Source organism: Microbacterium bovistercoris (assembly GCF_003387575.1).
GTDB classification, from domain to species: domain Bacteria; phylum Actinomycetota; class Actinomycetes; order Actinomycetales; family Microbacteriaceae; genus Microbacterium; species Microbacterium bovistercoris.
Genome location: NZ_QUAB01000033.1, coordinates 13,771 through 38,007, shown reverse-complemented (window position 1 = coordinate 38,007; position 24,237 = coordinate 13,771). Strand labels below are relative to the sequence as shown.

Here is a 24,237-nt window from a genome sequence, read left to right as displayed (position 1 = left end):
GCCCGCGCCCGCAGAACCACGACGCCGCCGGCCCGGATACCGGGCGGCGGCGTCTTCGTGTGTCCGGGCTCGCCCGGGTCAGGCCTTGATCCAGCGCAGCGGGACGTCGATGGTCACTTCGGTGCCCTCGCCGTCCACGCCCTTCCACTCGATCGTGCCGCCCAGCTCGCCCTGGATGAGCGTGCGCACGATCTGGGTGCCCAGGCCCTGACCGACCCGGCCCTCCGGGAGCCCGTGACCGGTGTCGCGCACGATGACGCGCAGGTTCTCCGTGGTGCGGTGCGCCTCGATCGTGACGACGCCCTCCTGGCCGGCGAGCCCGTGCTCGACGGCGTTCGTGACCACCTCGGTGAGCGCGAGCGCCAGGGGCGTCGCGTACTCGCTCGGCAGCACGCCGAACCGCCCGGTGTGCTGCGTGCGAGCGCGGGTGTTCGGCGCGGCGGCGACCTCGGCCACCAGCTTGAGCACACGCGCGAACACCTCGTCGAAGTCCACGGTCTGGGAGAGGCCGCTCGCCAGGGTGTCGTGCACGACCGCGATCGACTCCACCCGGCGCATCGCCTGGGTGAGCGCGTCCCTCGCATCCTCGGAGTGCGTGCGGCGGGCCTGGATGCGCAGCAGCGAGGCGACCGTCTGCAGATTGTTCTTCACCCGATGGTGGATCTCGCGGATCGTCGCGTCCTTCGTGATGAGCTCCTGCTCCTGGTGACGCAGCTCGGTGACGTCGCGGCACAGCACTATCGCACCGATCCGCGTTCCGTGGTCCTTGAGCGGGATCGCCCGAAGCGAGACCGTGACTCCGCGCGCTTCGATGTCGGTGCGCCAGGGCGCACGACCGGTCACGACCACGGGCAGCGACTCGTCGACCTGCCGCGACGGCGGCACCAGGCGGGTGGTCACCTCGGCGAGCGACTCCCCCTCGAGCTCGTCGTCGAAGCCCATCCTGTTGAAGGCCGAGAGCGCGTTCGGGCTGGCGAAGGTGGTGACGCCGTCGACATCGATCCGGATCAGGCCGTCCGAGGCGCGCGGTGCACCGCGACGCGGGGATGTCGGGGCCGCGAGGTCGGGGAACTCCCCCGTGGCGATCATGCGGAAGAGGTCGTTCGCGCACTCATCGAAGCTGATCTGCTGTCGTGACGGCATCCGCGCCTCGCCGAGGTTGGTGTGCCGGGTGATCACCCCGAGCACGACGCCCTGCTGTCCGCGCCGTTCGATGGGCACGGCTCGCACGCGGGTGGGGATCTCCTCGAACCAGTCCGGCGAGGACGAATCGATGATCTCGCCGGTGTCGAACGCCGACTGCACCTGGGTGCGCCACTGCGGCCGCACCCGCTCGCTGACGATGTCGCGGTAGAACAGCGTGGCGGCGCCGCTGGGTCGCGAGTGCGCTATCGCGATGAACGATCCGTCGGCGGTCTGCACCCAGATGACGATGTCGGCCGACGAGAGGTCGGCGAGCAGCTGGCCGTCGCCTGCGAGTCGGTGCAGCCATTCGACGTCGGCGTCGCTGAGGAGCCCCTGGGCGTGGACGAGATCACTGAGCGTGGACACCCTCCCAAGAATAGGGGTGAGCGCCCCGCGATTCAGAGCACGGCGAGGGATGTCGCGCGCCAGCGCCCGTCGAGGCCCTCCAGGCGAACCGCCACGGCCCTGGCCCGACCGGGGCCCTGCACGACGAGGGTCGCCTCGAGCACGCATTCGGCAGGCGACGAGTACCGCACCGACAGGATGCGGAAGACGGGCCTGGACGCGGGTGTGCCGCGCGCGCTGCGCGCCCGGGCGGCCAGGTTCGAGCGGACCAGGAGCTTGCGGAACGCGTCCTCGCTGAGCCAGCGGACGAGCTGTTCGGCCTCGCGCACGCCAGCGAGCACCTCGAGCACGCCCTGAGCGAGACCCCGGAGCAGCGGCACCGGATCGGGCAGGGCGTCGGCCGGTGTGGGCTGGGGCGCGAAATACTCCTGCGCGGTCATCTATCGTCCTCGATCCATGATGCGTGGTGTCCGTTGCCCCAGCGCTGAACCCCAGGAAAGTAGAACACGGATGCCCGGAATCGGGAAGCCTCCCGACCGACTTCTGTGGATAACCCGTACTCCCCCATCGGCGCTCGCCTACTCTCGGAGGGTGGAATGGGATCACCTCTTCGACGACCTCGAAGGACAGCTCGCCTCTGAGTGGGAGGCGGAGCGCGCCGCGCTGGACGCGGAGTCGGAGCGGCTGCGCATCTCGAAGCTCACGCTGCACGACCGGCTGCGCGCGCTGTGCGGGCAGGCGTCCGTCGTCGTCCTCGATCTCGGTGACGAACATCGGCTGCACGCGACCATGCGCACGATCGGAGCCGACTGGATCGCGGTCACCATCCGGAACGATCCCAGACCGCTGATCGTGCCGATCGCAGCCATCGCCGGGGTGGGCACAGACCACGGCAGTCTCCTCGGCAGCCTGGCCGAGACCGCCGAGCTGTCTCCGCTGCGCGCGCGGATGGATCTGGGCTTCGTGCTGCGCGATCTGGCACGCAGGCGGACCACGGTCGCGCTCGCCGTGCGCGACGGCGGGCTGCAGCACGGGACGATCGACCGCGCCGGTGCCGATCACCTCGACATCGCGCTGCACGATGCCGGAGAACCTCGGCGGACGTCGACCGTTCGGGGGTTCCGCGTCGTGCCGTTCTCGTCGCTGCGATGGATCCGCGCCGAGCAGCCGGGCGCGCGGCTCCCGTGATCCAAATGCGCCGCGTGCCCCGCGGCGGGTGACGAGCGAATGCCGGCGTCAGCGCTGAATGCGCGGCGCCGGACCCCACACCTCGGGGAAGCTGGCGTTCTCGGACTGGTGCCAGAGCGCCGCGCGCCGCGCGATCTCGGTCTGGTCCTCGAGATAGTCGTTCACGCTGGCCTCCTCGACCCGCCAGCGCGGCGGCGAGCCGAGTTGCGCGCCGCGCAGTCGCCCTTCGTGGACGAGCGCGACGACCTCCTCTACCGGGACGGCGAGGAGTTCGGCGACCTGACCGGGCGTCAGGTAGCGCGGAGCGGACGGGGGTGTGTCGGGCATTGCTCCATTGTGGCGCGAACGACGCCCGGGAGGACAGCCCCCGAGGCCCTGTGGATAACTTTCGGAGCCTTCTCCCGGGATCTGTGACCATATCCTCATGACGTCGCACTCCCGCACCCGCCGCTCGTACTTCGGCGACATGCGGTTCCTCATCGGCATCGTCCTGGTCATCGCCTCGATCGCCGGCGTGTGGCTGCTGGTCGGCGCGGCCAGGCAGACGACACCGGTGCTGCAGGCATCGCACACCATCGTCCTCGGTGAACCCCTCGGGTCCGCGGACTTCCAGGTCGTCGAGGTCGGACTCGGCTCGCTCACCGACGACTATCTCGCGCCGCAGGACCTGGAATCGGGCATGATCGCCGCGCGCACGATCGCCGAGGGCGAGCTCGTGCCCCGCTCGAGCACGGCGGATGCCGAGGCCGGCCGCACCACCACGATCGTGATCACCAGCTCCGGCGCGGTCCCCGATGGGGTGCGCGCGGGCAGCACGGTCGAACTCTGGCAGGCTCCGCCCAGCGAGGACGGTCGTTCCTTCGGCGACCCCCGCATCCTCGTCGCCGACGCCGTCGTGGCCTCCGTGGCTGAGCCGGAGGGCATGCTGAACGACGCGCGCACGGATGTCGAGGTGGTCATCGACCGGACGGATGTCGCGGACGTGCTGTCCGCGATCACCGGCGGCGCCGCCGTGTCCGTCATCCCGGCAGGACCGGCCGAATGACCGCCGTCATCGTCGCCCTCGCCGACGAGGAGCGAGCCGGAGCCCTGGCGGCGGAACTCGAGCTCGAGGAGGTCACCGTCCTCACCGTCTGCGCGCCCGGCAAGATCGATCCCGCTGACCTCGAGATGGCCGATGCACTCGTCATCACGCCGTCGCGTCGCTGGCTCACGCGCGAGCTCGTGGCGGCCTGCGACCGCGCTGCCGTGCGGATCGTGGCGTTCGGCGACGGAGAAGAGCGTCTGCTGGCCCGGCTCGGGCTCGCCCCCACGTTCCCCGCAGAGACGCCGGGCTGGCGCATCGCGGACGCCCTCGTCGCCGATCGCCCCGATGCGGCGAAGGAGGCGGCCCCTGTCGCCCCCTCGCAGGTGATCGCCGTCTGGGGTCCGCACGGCGCACCGGGGCGGACCACGCTCGCGATCCAGCTCGCCGTCGAGCTCGCACGAGCGGGACGGCGCACCGCTCTGCTCGATGCCGACACCACGGCGCCGTCGATCGCGCTGCAGCTCGGCCTGGGCGATGAGGCACCGGGGCTGGCCGCCGCGTGCCGCCGAGCGGAACTGGGCAGCCTCGACTCCGCCGAGCTGTCGCGCCTGGCGGTTTCGCTGGAGACGTCCGCGGGTCCGGTCGACGTGCTCGGAGGACTCAACCGCCCCTCGCGCTGGCCGGAGCTCGGAGCCGCCCGCCTACGGGGCGCCCTGACATCCTGCAGGGAGTGGGCGGACGAGATCGTCGTGGACGTCTCCGCCTCGTTCGAGGAGGAGGACGACGACTACGACCTCGCTGCACCGTCGCGGCATGCGGCCACGGCGGCGGTGCTGCGCGAGGCGGATGCAGTGATCGCGCTGACCTCTGCAGACCCGATCGGTGTCAGCCGGTTCGTTCGAGGGTACGCCGAGCTTCGGCACCTGGTCGGTGCGACACCGATCACGGTGGTCGCGAACTCCGTCCGCCCCGGTCCGCTCGGCATCGACGCACGAGGGCAGATCCGCCGGACCCTCGACCGGTTCGCGGGCATCGACGACGTGCAGTTCCTCCCTCACGACCAGCGCGCCGCGGACGCTGCGCTCCTGCACGCGCGTCCGATCGCCGATGTGCTGCCGCGGTCACCACTGGTCGCCGCGGTCCGCCGGCTCGCCGCGGGGCTGATCCCGCGGGAGACCGGCGTGCGCGAACCCGCCGCTACTGCCGGTAGCTCGCGAGGAAGTTCCCGAGGCGCTCGACGGCTTCGGTGAGCACCCGGGGCTCCGGCAGCGTCACCAGGCGGAGGTGGTCGGGCGTCGCCCAGTTGAACCCGGTGCCCTGCACCAGCAGGATGTGCTCCGAGACGAGCAGGTCGTAGACCAGGCGCGCATCGTCGCGGATCTCGTGCACGTTCGGGTCGAGCCGCGGGAACGCGTACAGCGCACCCTCCGGCTTCACGCAGCTGACGCCGGGGATCGCCTCCAATCCCTGCCAGGCGATGTCGCGCTGCTCGTGCAGGCGCCCGGTGGGGGCGATCAGGGCGTCGATGGACTGCACGCCGGACAGCGCCGCCTGCATCGCATGCTGCGCCGGGACGTTCGGGCACAGGCGGGTGGAGGCGAGCAGAGTGATGCCCTCCAGGAAGCCCTGGGCGTGATCCTTGGGGCCGGTCACCACGAGCCATCCGGAGCGGTATCCGGCGACCCGGTAGGTCTTGGACAGGCCGTTGAACGTCAGGCAGAGCAGGTCCGGCGCCAGCGTCGCCGTCGGGATGTGCACCGCGTCGTCGAACAGGATGCGGTCGTAGATCTCGTCGGAGAGCAGCAGGAGCTCGTGCTCCCTGGCGATCTGCACCAGCCCCTCGAGCACCTGCCTCGAGTACACCGCGCCGGTGGGGTTGTTCGGGTTGATGATCACGATCGCCTTGGTCCGCGGCGTGATCTTCGACCTGATGTCCTCGATGTCGGGGTTCCAGCCGTTTTCCTCGTCGCAGAGGTAGTGCACCGGCGTGCCGCCCGCGAGCGAGGTCATCGCGGTCCAGAGCGGGTAGTCGGGCGCCGGGATGAGCACCTCGTCCCCCTCGTCGAGCAGTGCCTGCATCACCATCGTGATCAGTTCGGAGACGCCGTTTCCGAGGTAGACGTCATCAGGGTCGAAGCGCGGGAAGCCGGGGATCTGCTCGTAGCGGCTGACGACCGCACGACGAGCGGAGACGATGCCCTTGCTGTCGCTGTAGCCGTGCGCGGTGGGCACGGCTGCGAGCATGTCGTGGACGATCTGGTGCGGCGCCTCGAACCCGAAGATCGCGGGATTCCCGGTGTTCAGCTTCAGGATCTGATGCCCCTCGGCCTCGAGCCGTGCCGCCTCGACCAGTGCCTTGCCGCGGATCTCGTAGAGAACGTTCTTGAGCTTGGACGACTGATCGAAATGGCGAGGAGGGGTCATCGCAGAATCCTAGCGCTACGAGGAGGCCGCCTCCGTCGCCGGGGCCCCCGGATGCAGGGCCTGAACGTGCGCGTTGCGCTGCACCCGGCTGCTCTCGATGTGCGCAGCGGCGAGGGTTGCAGCACGGTCGCCGTCGCGATCGCGGATCGCCTCGTACAGTGCGACATGCTCCTCGGCGATGTGCTGCAGATCGTCGTGCTGGGACAGGGCCCAGCGGAGCCTGCTGCGGATGCTCTGCATGAGGTCGGACAGGAGCATGTTGTCCGCGAGGTCGGTGACGATCTCGTGGAAATCGGCCGCTGCGCGTCGTGACACGACACGGTCCTCGACCTCAGCGCTGGCCTGCTCGGACTCGAGCGCACGGCGCAGGCGCTCGAGCCCCTCCCGGCGATGCCGCTGCGCGGCGAGACGGAAGGCCAGGGGCTCGACCACCTCGCGGACCTCGTCGAGGTCGGCGAGGTCGTGATCGGTGAACTCCCTGACGACCGCCCAGGTGCGGGGGCGGAGCTCGACGAGCCCCTCCCCCTCGAGCACCTTCAGCGCGTCCCGCACCGGCACCCGGCTCACGCCGAACTCGGCCGCGAGGTCGCGCTCGATGAGCCGGCTCCCCGGATCCCGGACGCCGTCCAGGATCGCGTCGCGCAACCACGCTGCGACCCTGGTCGACTCCAGTACGCGTTCGTCTGCTCTGCTCACAGCCTCATTCTTCCATCGTGTCCGGCCTTTTCCCTGTCACTCGGGAAGAACGCCGGACACGGCGACAGACCGCATCGGCGGATTCAGGCCTTCTTCGCGGCCTTCTTCTCGACCCAGACGATGCCCTCGTCGAGGGCGGGGACGATCTCGGTGCCGATGCGACGCGCGAGCAGGTCGTCCAGGCGGTCCAGCGGGCCGATCAGGGTGCGCCCGCCGGCGCGGGCGACGCGGATGGCCGCATCGATCTTCGGCTGCATCGAGCCCTCGGCGAACTTCATGGCCGCGACCGCGTCGGCGGATGCGGTGAGGATGTCGCGCTGCTCCGGTGTGCCCCAGTTCTCGCTCACGTAGTCGCCGTCGGTGAGCATGATCAGGGTGTCGGCGCCGATGTCGGCGGCGAGCGCCGCGCTGGCGAGGTCCTTGTCGACCACGGCCTGCACGCCGATGTGGCGGCCCTTCGAGTCCTCGCGGACCGGCACGCCGCCGCCGCCGACGCAGACCGCGAGGCTGCCGGCCTCGAGGAGGCGCTTGATCAGCGGTGCCTGCACGATCGAGAGCGGGTTGGGTGAGGGGACGACGCGGCGGAACGCGTTGCCGTCCTTCGCGATGGTCCAGCGGTACTCGGCCGCGGCCTCGGCGGCGTCGTGTGCGGAGTAGGTCGGGCCGATGAGCTTGGTCGGGCGGGCGAAGGCCGGGTCGGCCTCGTCGACCACGGTTGTCGTGATGACACCGGCGACCTCGCGCTCGCCGTTCAGCGCGTTGGAGAGTTCCTGCTGTACGACGTAGCCGATCATGCCCTGCGTCTCTGCTCCGAGGATGTCCAGCGGGTAAGCGGCGACGTCCTGGTAGGCGAGGTTCTGCAGGGCGAGCAGACCCACCTGGGGGCCGTTGCCGTGCGTGATCACCATCTCGTTGTCACGCGCGAGGTTCGCGAGCGCCTCCATCGTGGACTTGACGTTCGCCCGCAGGTACTCCGCGGTCATGGGCTCTCCGCGACGGGCGAGGGCGTTGCCCCCGAGTGCCACTACGACGCGCATGCTGTTCTCCCTTGTTGAAGTCTTCTGGTATCCCGAAACACGGGATGGTATTCCATTTGGGTAAATGGTATACCTGAAGTAACACAACGTAAAGATGCCCTGCGCCGCACACCCACGGGGCGGGGCATCCCGGAGAGAAGACGATGACCCCCGTCGCAATCCCGGTCGCGGTGAGCGCGACCAGCTGGGATGCTGCGCTTGCGGAGACGCTCTCAGGAGCCGCCGAGCGCGCGTTCGGCGATGGCACGCACGGCACGGTGCATTCCGTGCACCGTCGCGTCGTCAACGTCCTGTTCGATGACGCGCTCGTCGCGATCGCGGATGACGGGATCGACGACGCCCCCGCCACGATCCGCGTTCCGCTGAGCGACTGGGATGCCCGCGGCATCCGTCAGGGCGCCGCCGTCCTTGCCGTCGGCGGTGACCGGATCGAACTCCCGTGCGCCGACGGGACCCTGGTCGTCTCGCTGTGCGGAGCGGTGACCTGGAGCGCGCCACGCGCCGATCTCTCCGTGCTCACCACCGCGGACCTCGCCGTGGCCCTCTCCGCGCTCGACGCGCTTCCCGCGCCCGAACCCGTGACGCCGTTCGGTCGTGCCGCAGACGAACTGCTGCGCGCCAGGATCGAGGGGATGCGCACCGCACTGCGCACCGGTGACGACGAGGCGGTCCGCAGTGCGGCATCCGCCCTCATCGGCCTCGGCGAGGGACTCACGCCGTCCGGCGACGATGTGCTCACCGGGCTCACTCTGCTCGCCGCGCAGGACGGGACGCTGCTGAACCGCTTCCTCCCCGCCCTGTCCGACGCGGTCCACGACGGCGGCGAGCGCACCGGACTGCTCAGCGCGACGACCATGGCGCACGCCGTCGCCGGCCGCGGCCGGCAGAGCCTGCACGATCTCATCGCCGCCCTACGCGACCGCGACGGCGACGGCCTGCGTCGCGCCGCGGACCGCGTCCTCCAGATCGGTCACACCTCGGGGGCCGACATCCTCTCCGGCATCCGTCTCGCGCTCGAAGCCGAGCACGCGGCACACAGCGCCGGACGAACGCGTCCGCGAGATGACGAGAAGAAGGAGCAGTCATGACTGACAGCGCCACGACCACCGAAGCGACCGCTTCCGCCGAGTTCGAGCACGAGCCGGTGCCGCTGAGCCACAGGAAGTCGCTCTACACGGTCTCGGCGGTGTGGTTCGGGTTCCCGATGATCCTCACGAACGCCGTCCCCGGCGGCCTCGTGGTCGCGATGCTCGGCTTCTGGCAGGGCGTCGGCGCGATCCTGGTCGCCAACGCGATCATGTTCGTCTACGTGAGCCTGCTCAGCTGGCGCGCGGGACGCACCGGCAAGAGCTTCTCGCTGCAGGCCATCGAGACCTTCGGCACCGCAGGGTACGCGATCGCCTCCGGGTTCCTGTCCACCGTCGTGGTCGGCTGGTTCGCCTTCAACACCGGTGCCACCGGCGCGACGCTCAGCGAGGCGTTCGGCTGGAACGAGATGCTCGTGGCCGCGATCGCCGGCATCGTCTTCATCGCGGTCACCTACCTCGGCATCCGCGCGCTGTCCGTCCTCGGCACGATCGCCGCCCCTCTGTTCATCGTCGCGGTGATCATCGCGATGGTCATCGCCGCGCAGACCAACGACTTCTCCGCCGTGTTCAGCTACGCCGGCGAGGACGTGCCCAACCCGATGACCTTCGGCGTCGCGGTCACCGCGATCATGGCCACCTTCGCCGACTCCGGCACCATGACGGCCGACTTCACCCGCTGGGCACGCAACGGCAAGGAGGCTGTGCTCGCCACCGTCACCGCCTTCCCGATCGCCAGCCTGGTCGCCCAGATCAGCGGCGCGGTGTTCGTCGCCGCCGGCGCCATCGTCGCCCCCGCCGTCAACGGCGGCAACTTCGCCCCGATCCTCACCGGCACCGGCAACCCGTGGCTGAACGTGTTCCTCGTGCTGTTCGTGGTGATCAACCTCGGCTCGGTGTGCACGCACTGCCTGTACAACGGCGCCCTCGGCTGGTCGCACCTGACGCGCTCCACCATGCGTCTGCTGACGCTCATCCTCGGCATCATCGGCGTGATCGTCGCCGTGGCCGGCGCCTGGCAGTACTTCGCCAGCTGGCTCGCACTGCTCGGCGTGCTGGTACCGCCGCTCGGCGCCGTGCTCATCGCCGACCAGATCATCCTCGCCCGCCGCAACGCCGGACGCTCCGAGAAGCGCTTCCGTGCCAACGCCCTGCTGGCCTGGGCGGTCGGCGCCGCCGCTGCGCTGATCTCGCACCTCTTCGTTCCGTCGCTCTCCGACGCCGTCGTCGGCCTCGTCGTGGGATGCGTCGCCTATCTCGCCCTTGAACAGTTCTCAGCAAAGAAGGAGATCCACTGATGATCAGCACTCAGACCGCCGACGAGCAGTACCTCGCCGCGGCCGCATCCGGTGATCTGGACGGCGTGCGCGCCGCCCTCGCCGCAGGCGCCGACAAGGACGCCCTGGACCGCGAGGAGGCGACCGCGATCCTGCACGCCGCCCGAGGCGGACACCTCGACATCGTCCGCGCGCTCATCGCGGAGGGCGTCGACATCGACGCCCAGGACCAGACCTGCTCGAACCCCTTCCTGTACGGATGCATCAACGACCAGCTCGAGCTCGTGAAGATCATGGCGGAGGCGGGCACCGACCTGAAGCGACTCACCCGCATGGGCGGCAACGGCCTGACCCCGGCCGCTGAGAAGGGCCACCTCGAGGTTGTCCGCTACCTGCTCGAGAACACCCGCATCAACGTCAACCTCACCAACAACCTGGGCTGGACGGCGCTGATCGAGACGATCATCCTCGGCGACGGGGGCCCTGTGCGCCAGCAGATCGTCGAGCTGCTGCTCGCGCACGGTGCGAAGCCCGGCATGCCCGACCCCTGGGGCACCTCGCCCGCAGACCTGGCCCGCGAGCGCGGATACGACGAGATCGTCGCGATCCTCGAGCGCGCCGCCGCCTAAGAATCCCGCGAAAGGACAACGATGACCAGGCACATCGAAATCAGGAAGAACACCTACCTCGACTCGGTCTCGCTCATGTCGATGAGCACCAAGGCGAACGCCGTCGAGGGCGTCACCCAGGCCCTGCTGGGCATGGCGACCCCGATGAACAAGGAGGTGCTCGCGAACGTCGGCGTCCAGGACACCGCCGTCGACGCGGCGAAGCCCAGCGATCTGATGATCGTTATCGACGCCACCGACGACACCATCGAGGCGGCGATCGCGGCCGTCAACGACATCCTCGCCCGCAAGGACAAGAAGGCCGGCGAGGCCCACGAGGTGCGCTACCGCACCCTCGACGGCGCCTTCGAAGAGGTCCCCGACTCCAACCTCGTGCTGATCTCGGTCAACGGCGCGTTCGCCGCCCGTGAGGCGCGCAAGGCGCTGAACGCGGGCAAGAGCGTGATGATCTTCTCGGACAACGTGTCGGTGGAGGACGAGCTCTCGCTGAAGAACCTCGCCCACGAGAAGGGCCTGATCGTGATGGGACCCGACTGCGGCACCGCGATCATCAACGGAACCGGCCTCGCGTTCGCGAACGCCGTGCGCCGCGGCTCGATCGGCGTCGTGGGCGCCTCGGGCACCGGCAGCCAGGAGGTCTCGGTCCGCATCCACGACTTCGGCGGCGGCGTCTCGCAGCTGATCGGCACCGGCGGTCGCGATCTGAGCACCGACATCGGCGGCATCTCGATGATCGACGGCATCAAGGCCCTCGACGCCGACCCCGAGACCAAGGTCATCGTGCTCATCTCCAAGCCGCCGGCGGAAGAGGTCGCCGAGAAGGTGCTCGCCGTCGCCGGCGCCGCCTCCAAGCCGGTCTTCGTGACGTTCCTCGGCTCGGACCGCACCGAGTCCGGCCACGACAACGTGACGATGGTCACCGAGGGCACCAAGCCCCTCGCGATCGCCGCGGTCGTGGCATCCGGGATCGACGAGTCGACCCTCGACAAGCACCCGCTGAACATCCCGCTGATCGAGGAGGTGCGCGCCAAGCTCGCCCCCGAGCAGAAGTACGTGCGCGGCCTGTTCTGCGGCGGCACCCTCTGCGACGAGTCCATGTTCGCGGCCCTCGGCAAGTACGACAACGTGTACTCCAACATCCAGAAGAACCCGGCCTACAAGATCGGCGCGATGGATGCATCGAAGGAGCACACCTTCCTCGACATGGGCGACGACGACTTCACCAACGGCCGTCCGCACCCCATGATCGACCCCTCGCTGCGTCTGCAGCGCATCGTCCAGGAGGCGGACGACCCCGAGGTCGGCGTCATCGCGATGGACTTCGTGCTCGGCTTCGGCTCGCACGAGGACCCCGTGGGCGTGACGATCCCGGCGATCACCGAGGCCAAGGCGAAGGCCGCCGCTCGCGGCCAGCACCTCGAGATCCTCGGTTACGTGCTCGGCACCGACCTGGACACCCCGGCGATCGCCGAGCAGGTCGCCAAGCTCGAGGCCGCCGGTGTGACCATCGCCTCCTCCTCCACCAACCTCGGCCTGCTGGCCCGTGAATTCGTCGCGAAGGGTGACAACTGATGAGCGTCAACGACCTGTTCTCCACCGATCTGAAGCCGGTCAACCTCGGCCTCGACATGTTCGCCGACGACCTGAAGGCCCAGGGCGTCGAGCCCGTCCTGATGGACTGGACCCCGCCGGGCGGCGGCGACCCCGAGGTCATCGCCGCGCTCAGCCGTCTCGAGGACCCGGCGGTCGCCGAGAAGATCGATGCCGCCAACCAGGTCGCGCTGGAGCGCATCCTCGGCTCGCAGCCGTTCCTGGAGGGCTTCGGCCAGGCGATCGACACGGTCCCCGGTATGACGAAGAAGACCATCCTGCACGCCGGTCCGCCCATCGAGTTCACCCGGATGTCGGGGCCGATGAAGGGTGCCGTGACCGGCGCGCTGGTCTTCGAGGGCCTCGCGAAGGACGTCGACGAGGCGTTCGAGCTCGCCGCCTCCGGTGAGATCACCTTCTCGCCCTGCCACGAGCACCAGTCGGTCGGCTCGATGGCCGGTGTCACGAGCGCCAGCATGTGGGTGCACAAGGTCACCAACCGCACCTACGGCAACACCGCCTACACCAACCTGTCCGAGCAGCTGTCGAAGATCCTGCGCTTCGGCGCCAACGACCAGTCGGTCATCGACCGTCTGAACTGGATGCGCGACGTGTTCGGCCCGGTGCTCGCCGGCGCCATGGAGCTGAACGCCGAGGGCATCGACCTGCGGCTGATGCTCTCGCAGGCCCTGCACATGGGTGACGAGGCGCACAACCGCAACGTGGCCGGCACCACGCTGCTGATCCAGGCACTGGCCCCCTACATCCTGGAGAGCGACTTCACCACGAAGGAGAAGCGCGAGGTGTTCGACTTCGTCGCCTCGTCGGACTACTTCTCCGGCCCGACCTGGATGGTCGCCGCCAAGGCGTCGATGGATGCCGCCAACGGCATCGAGAACTCGACGATCGTCACCACCATGGCCCGCAACGGCGTCGACTTCGGCATCCGCGTGTCCGGCACCGGCGGCCAGTGGTTCACCGGCCCCGCCCAGGAGGTCGTCGGCCCGATGTTCGCCGGCTACACCCCGGCGGACTCCGGTCTGGACATGGGCGACTCCGCGATCACCGAGACGTTCGGCATCGGCGGCTTCGCGATGGCCGCAGCCCCCGCGATCGTCGCTCTCGTCGGCGGCACCGTCGACGAGGCGATGGGCTACTCGCGCACGATGAACGCGATCACCACCGGCAACAACCCGAACGTCACGATCCCCGCTCTCGACTTCATGGGCGTGCCCTCGGGCATCGACGTGCGCAAGGTCATGGAGACCGGCATCCTGCCGATCATCAACACCGCGATCGCGCACAGGGAGCCAGGCATCGGCATGATCGGCGCCGGCATCACGCACCCGCCTGTGGAGGCGTTCCAGAAGGCGCTCCGCGCCCTTGCGGACACGGTCAAGCCATGACGTCGCTCGCCCCCGCGCCGGCCGCCGCCCACCTGAAGTGGTGGAAGAAGGGCGACATCGCGGCGTTCTTCGCGCTGTTCACCAACAACCTCACGAACATCATCACCTTCACGGCCCTGCTCACCATGGCGGGCCTGCCGGTGGGGATGGTGGTGGGCAGGATCGCCCCGGCCTTCGGCCTGGCGATCCTGATCACCTCGTCGATGTACGTGTGGTTCGCCCGACGGCTGGCCAGGAAGGAGGGCCGCGACGACGTCGTGGCCCTCCCCTCCGGCCCGAGCGCTCCGTCGATCTTCACGGTCACGTTCCTCGTGATCCTGCCGGTCTACTCGAGCACTCAGGACGCGGAGCTGGCCGTCGGCATCGGCCTGGTGTGGGGCTTCCTCGAGGGCCTGATCCTCTTCGTCGGATCATTCTTCGGCGACCTGCTGCGCCGCGCGGTGCCCCGCTCCGTGCTGCTGGCCTGCCTCGCCGGACTCGGCCTGCTGCTGCTGGCCATGAACCCGATGCTGCAGACGTTCCAGTTCCCGGTGGTCGCGTTCATCGTCCTGGTGATCGTGTTCATCAACTGGTTCGGCCGCTCGCCGTTCCTGGGCAAGGTGCCGACCGGTCTGCTGCTGCTGATCGTGGGAACCGCCGCCGCATGGGCGTTCGGGCTGCAGACGCCGGAGGCCGTCCAGGCCGCGCTGGTGCACGCCGGCTGGCACCCGCCGCAGGTGTCGATCGGCAACTTCTTCGAGGGCCTGCAGCACGCCGGTCCGTTCCTGGCCTCGGCCGTGCCGCTGGCCCTGGCGAACTACGTGTTCGACCTGGAGAACATCGAGGCCGCGGAGGCCGCGGGCGACCACTACAGCGCCCGCCCGGTCATGCTCGTCAACGGAGGCGCCACGATGGTCGGCGCGCTGATGGGCAACCCGTACCCCGTCACCGTGTACATCGGTCACACCGCGTACAAGGAGATGGGCGCCGGCATCGGCTACACGATGCTGAACGGCATCACGATGTTCGCGGTGGGACTGTTCGGCATGAGCGCACTGCTGCTGTCGGTGGTGCCGATGGCCGCGATCGCCCCGATCCTGATCTACATCGGCATCGTCACCGCCGCGCAGTCGGTGCGCGAGACGCCGAAGGTGGAGCTGCCGGTGATCTTCATCGCGCTGTTCCCCTGGATCGCGAACTGGGCGAACAGCCTGATCGGCAACACGCTGAAGGCGGCCGGTACGAACGTCGCCGAGGTGGGAGCGGATGCCCTGAACGGCGCCGGCACCTACTTCGCGGGCATCTCGACACTCGGCAACGGCGCGCCGCTGTCATCGCTGCTCTGGGGGATGATCGCGATCTTCGCGATCCGGAACAAGCCGGGACTCGGCGCGATCGTGGCCGTGCTCGCCGCGATGCTGTCGTTCTTCGGCATCATCCACTCCCCCGTGCCCAGTCTGCCGGCCGAGTTCGCGCTGTCGGACACCCACGTGATGTTCCTGGTGGCCTACCTGATGGTCGCGGCGCTGTTCCTGGCCAAGAAGATCCAGGACCGCGTCACGAACGAGAAGGTGACCTTCACGACGACGGACGAGATGACGCTGAGCAACGCCATCGCGCCCTCCCTGATCCAGAGCCCGGAGCGCTGAATCACCCCGATGGGTCCGGGGTGCACCGCCCCGGACCCATCGAGTACCCGAAAAACGGTGCTGAGAAGAACGGATGGCCATGTCCACCCCCGCAATCGACCCCGTCCTGGTCGACCCCGGCGCAGAGAAGGTCGCGGAGTACGCGGCCCGCGGATACGCCGAAGAGGTCCTGCCGATCCGCCCGAAGGATCGCACCTGGAAGACGCCCCAGTTCATCACCGTGTGGATGGGGCCGATCCACAACATCCTGTCGTACTTCACCGTCATGACCTTCTTCGCCCTCGGCCTGAACGCCTGGCAGGTCGTCGCCGCCATCATGACCTCCGCGGTGATCGTCTCGATCGGCTACATCCTCAACGGACAGGCCGCGGCGAAGTACGGCATCCCGTTCGCGATGCAGCTGAGGGAGGCCTTCGGCCACAAGGGCGCCCTGATCCCGACCTGGGTGCGCGGCATCATCGCCGGCTTCATGTTCTTCGGCATCACCAGCGTCTCATCCGCCCAGGCGTTCGACGTGGTCTTCGAGACCATCTGGCCGGGCTACATGAACCTCGGGAACGGCGCCGAGATCCTCGGTCTGCCGATCCCGACGGCGATCTCGTACCTGATCACCTGGATCATCACCGTCGGCCTGTTCCTCGGCGGCCAGGCGTTCCTCGGCAGGTTCAGCAACTGGGCGAACCCGGTCGTGTTCATCCTCGTCGTCATCGCCGTGGTGCTCGCCGTCATCAACGCCGGCGGAATGGACGTGGTCATGTCGACCCGCGTGGTGGACTCGCCCGTCACGCCGCTGGTGTTCATCAGCTGCGTCGCCATCCTGGTGTCGAACTGGGCGGGCCCGATCGTCAACACCGGCGACTACACCCGCAACGCCACCAGCATGAAGGCGCCCGCCGTCGGCTTCCCGATCGGCGTCATCGGCTCGTACATCCTGTTCGCGGTCGTGACCGTCTCGTTCATCGGCGCGCTGCAGGTCGTCTCGGGCGGCGAGTTCGACATCAACCAGCCGTTCGTGTTCATCCAGGCCATCAACGAGGGCGTCGGCAACCCGTTCGTCGTCGTCCTGCTGATCCTCGCGATGAACGTCGGCGCGGTCGCCTTCGTGGTGTTCGGCAACATGCTCCCCGCCGGGCTGCAGCTGACCGCTCAGCTTCCCAAGATCTTCACGATCAAGCGCGGCGCCATCCTCGCCGCCGTCATCGGCACTCTGATCCTGCCGTGGCAGTTCGTGGAGAACACCGACGCGCTGTTCCTGTTCTACTCGCTGATCGGATCGATGTTCGGCCCGATCGTCGGCATCATGCTCGCCTCGTACTTCGTGGAGCGCAAGCGGACGCTGGACGTCGAGGGCATCTACGCCGACTACAAGGGCGGCCAGGAGGGCTCGCTGCCGGCGTACAACCGGCGTGCGCTGGGCGTGCTGATCGCCAGCTTCGTGATCACCATGATCGGCCGTGTGCCCGGGATCGCGAACGTGGAGTTCCTGGCTCAGGTCAACAACCTGGCCTTCTTCTCCGGCCTGATCATCGGCTTCATCGGCTACACGCTGTTGACGCTCGCCGCCCGCAAGAGCAACTGACCCGCACTCACATCCAAGGAGACCGAAATGACTCACCCCACTCCCTCCCCCGAGGTCCTGGACTCGTACTTCACTCCCGCGGTGGAGGTGACCATCGCAGGTCTGCGGGATCGCACCGGCGGCCCGTTCGGAGCGACGCTGGTGAACCCCGAGGGCGAGATCGTCGTCGCCGTCGGCAACACCGTGATCAAGGACACCGACATCTCCGGTCACGCCGAGATGGTCGCCGTGCGTGAGGCCTGCAAGAAGCTGAACACGCTCGATCTGTCGGGTCACGTCATGTACGCGACCTGCGAGCCCTGCCCGATGTGCGTCGCCGTGATGATGTGGGCGGGCATCACCACCTGCTACTACGCCTCGACGCACGAGGACGCCGGTGACAACGGCTTCAGCGACGTGCACCTGCGCAAATACCTGGACGGCAGCGACACCTCGACGCTGGACATGATCCACCTGGACTCGGGCCGCGAGGACTGCGCATCGATCTGGACGGAGTTCCAGGCGTTGAACGGCTGAGCCCCGGCATCCGGGTACGAAGAAGGCCGGTTCCCCGGGGAACCGGCCTTCTGCGTACCCCGGACTACTTCTTCTTCTGGGCCCGGCGCTGCGCGCGGTTCGCCGGCTGCTGGGCCGGTGCGTCCACGGCCTGTCCGAAGGCGCCGCGCTCGGCGGGCTGCTCAGGCTGCTGCGCCGCCTCTCGTGCTGCCTCGGCCTGGCGCATCCGCGCGGTCTGGGCCTGCTGCACCTGACCGCGCTCGTTGCGCACCTCGACCTCGCCCGCGTCGTTGGACGCGGAATACTCCAGCCGCTGCTCGGGCTGACCGCTGGTCAGGCCCTTCGCCGCGACCTCGGCGACCTCGGCGGTGCCGTCCTCGCCGGCACGGCGCACCTCGACCTCGAGGTTGTAGAGGTAGCCGACCGACTCCTCCTTGATCTGGCCCATCATCGACTGGAACATCGCGTAACCCTCCCGCTGGTACTCGACCAGCGGATCGCGCTGCGCCATCGCGCGCAGGCCGATGCCGTCCTTGAGGTAGTCCATCTCGTAGAGGTGGTCGCGCCAGCGGCGGTCGAGCACCTGGAGCACCACACGACGCTCCAGCTCGCGGGTGGCGGGTGACCCGAGGGCCTCCTCGCGCTTCTCGTACGCGATCATCGCATCGGAGAGCAGCTCGCGCTTGAGGCCCTCTGCCGAGATGCCGCCCTTGCGCTCCGCGGCTTCTGCGACGACCTCGTCGATCGTCACGCCCACCGGGTACAGAGTCTTCAGCTCGGTCCAGAGCGCGTCGAAGTCCCAGCTCTCGTTGTGCCCCTCGCCGGTGTGGTCGTCGACCACGCCGCCGATGGCATCCTCGATGAAGTGCTTCACCCGGTCGGCGATGTCGTCGCCCTGCAGGATGTGCCGGCGGTCGGCGTAGATCGCCTCGCGCTGACGGTTCAGGACGTCGTCGTACTTCAGCACGTTCTTGCGCATCTCGGCGTTGCGCGCCTCGACCTGCGACTGGGCGCTGCGGATCGCGCGCGAGACCATGCCGGACTCGATCGGCACGTCGTCGGGGAAGTTCGTGCGCGACAGGATCGCCTCGGCGGCACCGGACTGGAACAGTCGCATCAGGTCGTCGGTGAGGCTCAGGTAGAAGCGGCTCTCACCGGGGTCGCCCTGACGGCCCGAGCGGCCGCGGAGCTGATTGTCGATGCGTCGCGACTCGTGCCGCTCCGTGCCGAGCACGTACAGGCCGCCGGCCTCTGCGACCTTCTTGCCGTCCTCGGCGACCTTGGCCTTCATCGCCTCATAGGTCTCGTCCCACGCGGCCTCGTACTCCTCCGGAGTCTCCTCCGGGTCGAGTCCCTTGGACTTGAGTTCCTGCACGGCGAGGAACTCGGCGTTGCCGCCGAGCATGATGTCGGTGCCTCGACCGGCCATGTTCGTCGCGACGGTCACCGCTCCGAGTCGCCCGGCGAGGGCGACGATCTCCGCCTCACGGGCGTGGTTCTTCGCGTTCAGGACCTCGTGCTTGACGCCCTTCTTGGCGAGCAGGCGCGAGAGGTACTCGCTCTTCTCGACGCTGACGGTGCCCACCAGGACCGGCTGGCCGGTGGCGTGCCGTTCGGCGATGTCCTCGACGACTTGGGCGAACTTGGCCTGCTCGTTCTTGTAGACGAGGTCGGGCTGGTCCTTGCGGATCAGCGGACGGTTGGTCGGGATGGGCACGACGCCGAGCTTGTACGTCGACATGAACTCGGCCGCCTCGGTCTCGGCGGTACCGGTCATGCCGGCGAGCTTGTCGTACATGCGGAAGTAGTTCTGCAGCGTGACCGTGGCGAGGGTCTGGTTCTCGGCCTTGACGGGCACGTTCTCCTTGGCCTCGATGGCCTGGTGGATGCCCTCGTTGTAGCGCCGTCCGACCAGGATGCGGCCGGTGTGCTCGTCGACGATCATCACCTCGTCGTTCATGACGACGTAGTCGGTGTCGCGCTTGAACAGCGCGATCGCCTTGATCGAGTTGTTCAGGAACGAGATGAGCGGCGTGTTCGCCGACTCGTAGAGGTTGTCGATGCCGAGGTAGTCCTCGACCTTCTCGATGCCGGGCTCGAGCACGCCGACGGTGCGCTTCTTCTCGTCGACCTCGTAGTCGACGCCGACCTCGAGGGTGCGCGCGATCTTGGCGAACTCGGTGAACCAGCGGTTCGCCTCGCCCGATGACGGTCCGGAGATGATCAGCGGGGTGCGCGCCTCGTCGATGAGGATCGAGTCGACCTCGTCGACGATCACGAAGAAGTGCTCGCGCTGGACGAGGTCCTCCTTGCGCCACGCCATGTTGTCGCGCAGGTAGTCGAAGCCGAACTCGTTGTTCGTGCCGTAGGTGATGTCGGCCGCGTACTGCTGACGGCGGACGTCGGGGGTCTGCCCCGCCACGATGACACCGGTCGTCATGCCGAGGGCGCGGTAGACGCGCCCCATCAGCTCGGCCTGATAGCTGGCGAGGAAGTCGTTCACCGTGACCAGGTGCGTGCCCTTGCCTGCGATCGCGTTCAGGTACATCGCGAAGACGGCGGTGAGCGTCTTGCCCTCACCGGTCTTCATCTCGGCGATGTTGCCCAGGTGCAGGGCGGCGCCGCCCATGAGCTGCACGTCGTAGGCGCGCATGCCGAGCGTGCGGCGCGCGGCCTCGCGCACCGCTGCGAAGGCCTCTGGCATGAGCTGGTCGAGGGTCTCGCCCTTGTCGTAGCGCTCGCGCAGCACGGCGGTCTCGTTGCGCAGATCGTCATCGCTGAGCTTCTCGAAGTCCTCTTCGAGCTCGTTCACGGCCTTGGCGACCTGCTTGAGGCGGCGAAGGATGCGGCCTTCACCGGCGCGGAGCAGCTTCTCCAGAGGATTCGCCACGGATTTCTCCCTCGGGTCTCGGGTGCCGGCGATGTTCAGCGCCGGGCATACCGTGTCATGTTACCGGCCCGTGACATGCGCCACCTGTGCGCGGGAACGCTGACGGCGAACGGACCCTCCGATATCGACCTCGCCAAGGTTTCCGAGTATGCATATACTCGGAAATGAAATACCGGGCATTGTCCTACCAACGACAGATCGGAGCGCCATGTCCGTCCGCCAGAGCCTTCTCGCCATCCTCGATCAGGGGCCGTGCTACGGCTATCAGCTGCGCGCCGAGTTCGACCGTCGCACCGGTTCGACATGGCCGCTGAACGTCGGCCAGATCTACAACACCCTGGAGCGGCTCGAGCGGGACGGTCTCGTCGCCAAGGGCGACGTCAACGACCAGGGCCACGTCTATTACGAGATCACGGATGCCGGTCACTCGGCCGTTCAGGACTGGCTGGGCTCTCCCGTCGAGCGTGCGCAGGGCACCCGCGACGAGCTCGCGATCAAGCTCGCCGTCGCCGCGACCCTGCCCGGCGTCGACGTCACCGCGGTCATCCGGAGCCAGCGCAAGGCATCCCTCGTCCAGTTGCAAGCGCTCAACCGGGCGAAGTACGCCGGGACCGACCCGAACGGTCCGGAGGACCTGGCCTGGTCGCTCGTGGTCGACTCGATGATCTTCGCCGCGGAGGCCGAGGTGCGCTGGCTCGATCACACCGAACAGCGGCTCGCGCAGCATCCGCAGCACACGATGACCCTCGCCCTGTCCACAGAGCGTCCCAAGCGCGGACGCCCGGCGAAGGCCCGCGCATGAGCAGTGCGATCGCGTGTTCCGTCGTTCTCGCAGGGCGAAGCGGATCCACAGCCGGGTGAGAGCCGGGAACCATAGGATCGAACCATGGCCGGATTCTGGGGCAGACGTAGACGTGAGCAGGAAGAGCTGACCGCGCAGGACGCCGATCTCGCGCGCCGTGCGGAGCAGGCGCTCGTGGGGGCCGACGAGCGGATCCGCACCACCGCGGACGAGCTCGTTTTCGCGCAGGCCGAGCTCGGCGAATCGATGACCGCCGACCTCAAGGCGGCGCTCGACGCGGTGCGCACCCACCTGCGCGAGGCATTCCAGCTTCACCAGCTCAACCACGACGAGATCCCCGACACGGCTGAGGAGCTGCGCACCCGCAACGCGCGGATCGTACAGCTGTGCGAATGGGCCGAGGACCTGCTCGACGAGAAGACGTCCGCCATCGCGGAGCAGGTCGCCCTGGTGCGCCGCTCCCCCGAGATCGTCGCCCAGCTGCGCACGGACGCCGAGTCCCTCGCCGCCCGCATCCCGCACGCCCGCGAAACCGTGGATCGGCTGTCGCTGCGCTACTCGGATGCGGCGATGCGCCGCGTGTCCTCCTCGCCCGCCGAGGCCGAGCAGCTGGTGACCTTCGCGACGCACGGCGCGGAGGTCTCCGAACGCCGCCGCGCGGCGAAGCAGAACGAGGAGGCCAACCTCGCGCTCGAGACCGCGACCGAGGCGATCAGGCGCGCTTCCGCCGTGCTCGACGGCGTCGAGGACTTCGAGATCCAGGCTCTGCGCGCCGAGTCCACCCTTGCCGCCGTGGTCGACGACTCACGGGGCGACCTGATCGCCGCTCGCACCGCACCGCAGACCCGCGAGGTACAGGCCGCGGTCATCGCCCTGGAGTCGGCCGTGAACGCCCTGCCCCCGTCGGGCACGCGCAACGACCCCTTCACCGAACTCACGGCCCTGCGCGAGGCGAACACCGCCCTCGACGAGGCCATCGCGACCGCGCTGTACCGTGCCGAGCATCCGCTCCCCTCGATCGAGCATGTGCAGCACGCGCTTGACGACGCAGACCGCCAGCTCGGCATCGCCCGTCCGCTGATCTCCGGGCACCGCGGGTGGATCGGAGCGGATGCCCGCACCCGGTTCGCCGAGGCCGAGCGGCTCCGCGTCGACGTGGCCGCGCTGCTGCCCGCCGAGGAGACACGCGAGCAGGCGCTCTCGACCGCGCGCCGCGCGGGACAGCTGGCCGCAGAGGCCCTGCAGCTCGCGCAGCGGGACATCGAGTCCGCGCGACCGCAGGACTACGCCGGATGGGGCGGACCGAACCAGCAGGGCGGTTGGGGCGGAGGCCGGCGCGGAGGAGGCGGCGGCGACATCGTCAGCGGTGTTCTCGGCGGCCTCGTGATCGGCAGCATCCTGGACGGCATCTTCGACTGAACCGCATTCGTCAGAGGCGCCCTTCCCCGAGCGGGGAAGGGCGCCTCTCTTCTGATGTCAGGAGGCGAGCTCCTCCTCCGGAGCCGCCTGCGTGGTCAGCGAGATGACGCCGTAGTCCCAGCCCTTGCGTCGGTAGACGACGCTCGGGTGGTCGGTGCTGGCATCCACGAACAGGAAGAAGTCGTGACCCACCAGTTCCATGCGGTCGACGGCCTCCTCGACCGTCATCCACTCTGCATCGAAGTTCTTGGTGCGGATGACGACGGGCGAGTAGACCTCGTCCTCCTCCGCCTGGACCGGCACCGCTCCCGTCGCGACGGCCTTGAGCACGTCGGCGGATGCGGGCTGCACGTCGATCCCGGTGAGCGAACCGCTTCCCTTCTCGAAGTGCGCGCCCCGGGGGTGCTGCCTCCCGTCGATGCGCTTCTCCTTCGCGCGTCGCAGCTGTTCGGCGAGCTTGTCGATCGCGAGATCGAGCGCGACGAACTTGTCGCCGTCGACAGCCTCGGCACGGACCACCGGCCCCTTGCCGACCAGTGTGAGCTCCACCGTCTCGTCGGGCACCCGGCCGTTGCGATAGGCGCGGTGGGTGACCTTGACGTCGATGCGCTGGGCCTTGGCGGCGAGCTGTTGGAGGCGGCCCACCTTCTCCTCGACAACCGTCCGGAACCGGTCGGAGATGCTCACTCCGACGCCGACGATGCTCGTTTCCATTCCTGCCTCCTTGTCCCGGTCCTCCCGGCCAAGGGCGGACCGTGGTCGCCTTGTGTGCCCTACCGTAGTGCCGAGATCGGCGGATGTCACTACCCGTTCACCCCGTGTTTCGATGTGCGCGGCGTGGCGGCCAGCGCGACCGCCCCGATGACCCGGAATCCCGCTCTTCGGAGCACCCGCGCCGCCTCGTCGATCGTGGCGCCGGTGGTCACCACGTCGTCGACGATGACGACTTCCGCGCCCTGTCCAACGGGCGCGAGAAGCGGATGCCGCACCCGCATGCTGCCGCGGACGTTGTGTGCCCGTGCCGCCCGTCCGAGGCCACGCTGATCGGTGCGCGACCCTGTGCTGACCAGCATCCGCTGCGGTGAGCGCCCCGCGGCGCGCAGCAGCAGTTCCGGCACGCGATAGCCGCGCCGCCGGAAGGCGGCCCTGCTCGTGGGTACCGGCACGAACAGGGCCCCGTTCCAGTCGTTCGGGATGGCCGCGCGCAGGGCCGCCCCCATCGGAGGCAGGAGCAGCGTCTGGCCGTCCTCCTTCACGCGCCGGATGCACCGCGCGACCACTCCTCCGAACTCGTGGGCCGCGTGCACGGGCACCCCTGCGGGAGTCGTCCGCTGCACCGGGTGCGCGGCCAGTGCCATCACACACCCAGGGCACAGAAGCGTGCCGGGGAGACCGCACCCCGGGCAGTCCGCCGCGAGGAGGAATGCGAGCGTCTCCGAGCCCAGGATGCGGGCGCGTGCCATCCAGGTGCCGAACATGAGTCGATCGTGCCCGGCGACGGTCCTCAGCCCGCCGGGGTTCCCCGGGACTGTGGA

At 68.8% G+C, this 24,237-nt stretch carries 22 protein-coding genes; 13 read left to right on the top strand and 9 right to left on the bottom strand.

Annotated elements, in window-relative coordinates:
* Positions 1–78: 78 nt before the first annotated feature.
* Together DY023_RS05465 and DY023_RS05460 are read right to left on the bottom strand one after the other, a co-directional pair.
* A complete protein-coding gene (locus DY023_RS05465; protein ID WP_116241333.1) occupies positions 79–1,551 on the bottom strand; it encodes a sensor histidine kinase in 1,473 nt (490 codons plus the stop codon).
* Positions 1,552–1,583: 32 nt separating this feature from the next.
* Positions 1,584–1,970, bottom strand: coding sequence for an Rv3235 family protein (locus DY023_RS05460; RefSeq protein ID WP_116241332.1), 387 nt, complete (start codon positions 1,968–1,970; stop codon positions 1,584–1,586).
* Positions 1,971–2,121: 151 nt separating this feature from the next.
* On the opposite strand from DY023_RS05460, the gene DY023_RS05455 reads away from it, so the two are divergent.
* Complete coding sequence (locus DY023_RS05455; protein ID WP_116241331.1) at positions 2,122–2,718, top strand: hypothetical protein; 597 nt, start codon at positions 2,122–2,124, stop codon at positions 2,716–2,718.
* Positions 2,719–2,766: 48 nt separating this feature from the next.
* Here DY023_RS05455 and DY023_RS05450 read toward each other — a convergent pair whose 3' ends face one another.
* Entirely contained in the window at positions 2,767–3,045 is a 279-nt protein-coding gene (locus tag DY023_RS05450) for a helix-turn-helix domain-containing protein (RefSeq protein ID WP_116241330.1), read from the bottom strand.
* A 97-nt stretch (positions 3,046–3,142) separates the two neighbouring features.
* On the opposite strand from DY023_RS05450, the gene DY023_RS05445 reads away from it, so the two are divergent.
* On the top strand, positions 3,143–3,763 hold the full coding sequence (locus DY023_RS05445) for an SAF domain-containing protein (protein WP_116241329.1): 621 nt from the start codon (positions 3,143–3,145) through the stop codon (positions 3,761–3,763).
* The gene (locus DY023_RS05440) at positions 3,760–4,995 is read left to right on the top strand and encodes a CpaE/TadZ family protein (RefSeq protein WP_116241328.1); all 1,236 of its coding nucleotides are present in this window, start codon (positions 3,760–3,762) and stop codon (positions 4,993–4,995) included. The genes DY023_RS05445 and DY023_RS05440 overlap by 4 nt, the downstream gene beginning before the upstream one ends.
* Here DY023_RS05440 and DY023_RS05435 read toward each other — a convergent pair.
* The 3 genes from DY023_RS05435 to DY023_RS05425 all read right to left on the bottom strand — a co-directional run bounded on the left by DY023_RS05435 (position 4,943) and on the right by DY023_RS05425 (position 7,902).
* Positions 4,943–6,169: a pyridoxal phosphate-dependent aminotransferase gene (locus DY023_RS05435; protein ID WP_116241327.1), complete on the bottom strand. Its 1,227-nt coding sequence runs from the start codon at positions 6,167–6,169 to the stop codon at positions 4,943–4,945. The genes DY023_RS05440 and DY023_RS05435 overlap by 53 nt on opposite strands.
* Positions 6,170–6,184: 15 nt before the next feature.
* Positions 6,185–6,865 (bottom strand): GntR family transcriptional regulator, encoded by a 681-nt coding sequence (locus DY023_RS05430; RefSeq protein ID WP_116241326.1) that lies wholly within the window; start codon positions 6,863–6,865, stop codon positions 6,185–6,187.
* An 83-nt stretch (positions 6,866–6,948) separates the two neighbouring features.
* A complete protein-coding gene (locus DY023_RS05425) occupies positions 6,949–7,902 on the bottom strand; it encodes a carbamate kinase (protein WP_116241325.1) in 954 nt (317 codons plus the stop codon).
* Between the two features lie 143 nt (positions 7,903–8,045).
* Between DY023_RS05425 and DY023_RS05420 the strand changes: the two genes are divergently transcribed.
* From DY023_RS05420 to DY023_RS05385, 8 genes are all read left to right on the top strand, one after another.
* Entirely contained in the window at positions 8,046–8,990 is a 945-nt protein-coding gene (locus DY023_RS05420) for an oxamate carbamoyltransferase subunit AllH family protein (protein WP_116241324.1), read from the top strand.
* The gene (locus DY023_RS05415) at positions 8,987–10,285 is read left to right on the top strand and encodes a cytosine permease (RefSeq protein WP_116241323.1); all 1,299 of its coding nucleotides are present in this window, start codon (positions 8,987–8,989) and stop codon (positions 10,283–10,285) included. The genes DY023_RS05420 and DY023_RS05415 overlap by 4 nt, the downstream gene beginning before the upstream one ends.
* On the top strand, positions 10,285–10,893 hold the full coding sequence (locus DY023_RS05410; protein ID WP_116241322.1) for an ankyrin repeat domain-containing protein: 609 nt from the start codon (positions 10,285–10,287) through the stop codon (positions 10,891–10,893). The genes DY023_RS05415 and DY023_RS05410 overlap by 1 nt, the downstream gene beginning before the upstream one ends.
* A gap of 21 nt (positions 10,894–10,914) precedes the next feature.
* Positions 10,915–12,465: an acyl-CoA synthetase FdrA gene (gene fdrA, locus DY023_RS05405; protein ID WP_116241321.1), complete on the top strand. Its 1,551-nt coding sequence runs from the start codon at positions 10,915–10,917 to the stop codon at positions 12,463–12,465.
* Complete coding sequence (locus tag DY023_RS05400; RefSeq protein ID WP_116241320.1) at positions 12,465–13,889, top strand: YlbE family protein; 1,425 nt, start codon at positions 12,465–12,467, stop codon at positions 13,887–13,889. The genes fdrA and DY023_RS05400 overlap by 1 nt, the downstream gene beginning before the upstream one ends.
* A complete protein-coding gene (locus tag DY023_RS05395; RefSeq protein ID WP_220347241.1) occupies positions 13,886–15,517 on the top strand; it encodes a SulP family inorganic anion transporter in 1,632 nt (543 codons plus the stop codon). The genes DY023_RS05400 and DY023_RS05395 overlap by 4 nt, the downstream gene beginning before the upstream one ends.
* Before the next feature lie 79 nt (positions 15,518–15,596).
* On the top strand, positions 15,597–17,096 hold the full coding sequence (locus DY023_RS05390; protein ID WP_116241441.1) for a cytosine permease: 1,500 nt from the start codon (positions 15,597–15,599) through the stop codon (positions 17,094–17,096).
* A gap of 27 nt (positions 17,097–17,123) precedes the next feature.
* Positions 17,124–17,612: a nucleoside deaminase gene (locus DY023_RS05385; RefSeq protein WP_116241319.1), complete on the top strand. Its 489-nt coding sequence runs from the start codon at positions 17,124–17,126 to the stop codon at positions 17,610–17,612.
* 64 nt (positions 17,613–17,676) lie between these two features.
* On the opposite strand, the gene secA is transcribed toward DY023_RS05385, so the two are convergent.
* Complete coding sequence (gene secA, locus DY023_RS05380; protein ID WP_116241318.1) at positions 17,677–20,481, bottom strand: preprotein translocase subunit SecA; 2,805 nt, start codon at positions 20,479–20,481, stop codon at positions 17,677–17,679.
* 208 nt (positions 20,482–20,689) lie between these two features.
* Here secA and DY023_RS05375 point away from each other — a divergent pair, with 208 nt between their 5' ends.
* Both DY023_RS05375 and DY023_RS05370 read left to right on the top strand, forming a co-directional pair.
* A complete protein-coding gene (locus tag DY023_RS05375; RefSeq protein ID WP_116241317.1) occupies positions 20,690–21,283 on the top strand; it encodes a PadR family transcriptional regulator in 594 nt (197 codons plus the stop codon).
* Positions 21,284–21,367: 84 nt separating this feature from the next.
* On the top strand, positions 21,368–22,702 hold the full coding sequence (locus DY023_RS05370) for a coiled-coil domain-containing protein (RefSeq protein ID WP_116241316.1): 1,335 nt from the start codon (positions 21,368–21,370) through the stop codon (positions 22,700–22,702).
* A 57-nt stretch (positions 22,703–22,759) separates the two neighbouring features.
* Here DY023_RS05370 and hpf read toward each other — a convergent pair whose 3' ends face one another.
* Entirely contained in the window at positions 22,760–23,416 is a 657-nt protein-coding gene (gene hpf / locus DY023_RS05365; protein WP_116241315.1) for a ribosome hibernation-promoting factor, HPF/YfiA family, read from the bottom strand.
* 89 nt (positions 23,417–23,505) lie between these two features.
* On the bottom strand, positions 23,506–24,180 hold the full coding sequence (locus DY023_RS05360) for a ComF family protein (RefSeq protein WP_245958605.1): 675 nt from the start codon (positions 24,178–24,180) through the stop codon (positions 23,506–23,508).
* Positions 24,181–24,237: the final 57 nt, after the last annotated feature.

Bases quoted from the DNA above. Each gene is read 5' to 3' on its own strand.
- DY023_RS05390 (WP_116241441.1), top strand. From the start codon at position 15,597: ATGTCCACCCCCGCAATCGACCCCGTCCTGGTCGACCCCGGCGCAGAG.
- DY023_RS05425 (WP_116241325.1), bottom strand. From the start codon at position 7,902: ATGCGCGTCGTAGTGGCACTCGGGGGCAACGCCCTCGCCCGTCGCGGA.
- DY023_RS05375 (WP_116241317.1), top strand. From the start codon at position 20,690: ATGTCCGTCCGCCAGAGCCTTCTCGCCATCCTCGATCAGGGGCCGTGC.
- DY023_RS05385 (WP_116241319.1), top strand. From the start codon at position 17,124: ATGACTCACCCCACTCCCTCCCCCGAGGTCCTGGACTCGTACTTCACT.
- DY023_RS05450 (WP_116241330.1), bottom strand. From the start codon at position 3,045: ATGCCCGACACACCCCCGTCCGCTCCGCGCTACCTGACGCCCGGTCAG.
- fdrA (WP_116241321.1), top strand. From the start codon at position 10,915: ATGACCAGGCACATCGAAATCAGGAAGAACACCTACCTCGACTCGGTC.
- DY023_RS05415 (WP_116241323.1), top strand. From the start codon at position 8,987: ATGACTGACAGCGCCACGACCACCGAAGCGACCGCTTCCGCCGAGTTC.
- hpf (WP_116241315.1), bottom strand. From the start codon at position 23,416: ATGGAAACGAGCATCGTCGGCGTCGGAGTGAGCATCTCCGACCGGTTC.
- DY023_RS05420 (WP_116241324.1), top strand. From the start codon at position 8,046: ATGACCCCCGTCGCAATCCCGGTCGCGGTGAGCGCGACCAGCTGGGAT.
- DY023_RS05400 (WP_116241320.1), top strand. From the start codon at position 12,465: ATGAGCGTCAACGACCTGTTCTCCACCGATCTGAAGCCGGTCAACCTC.
- DY023_RS05395 (WP_220347241.1), top strand. From the start codon at position 13,886: ATGACGTCGCTCGCCCCCGCGCCGGCCGCCGCCCACCTGAAGTGGTGG.
- DY023_RS05460 (WP_116241332.1), bottom strand. From the start codon at position 1,970: ATGACCGCGCAGGAGTATTTCGCGCCCCAGCCCACACCGGCCGACGCC.
- DY023_RS05440 (WP_116241328.1), top strand. From the start codon at position 3,760: ATGACCGCCGTCATCGTCGCCCTCGCCGACGAGGAGCGAGCCGGAGCC.
- DY023_RS05370 (WP_116241316.1), top strand. From the start codon at position 21,368: ATGGCCGGATTCTGGGGCAGACGTAGACGTGAGCAGGAAGAGCTGACC.
- DY023_RS05435 (WP_116241327.1), bottom strand. From the start codon at position 6,169: ATGACCCCTCCTCGCCATTTCGATCAGTCGTCCAAGCTCAAGAACGTT.
- DY023_RS05445 (WP_116241329.1), top strand. From the start codon at position 3,143: ATGACGTCGCACTCCCGCACCCGCCGCTCGTACTTCGGCGACATGCGG.
- DY023_RS05360 (WP_245958605.1), bottom strand. From the start codon at position 24,180: ATGTTCGGCACCTGGATGGCACGCGCCCGCATCCTGGGCTCGGAGACG.
- DY023_RS05410 (WP_116241322.1), top strand. From the start codon at position 10,285: ATGATCAGCACTCAGACCGCCGACGAGCAGTACCTCGCCGCGGCCGCA.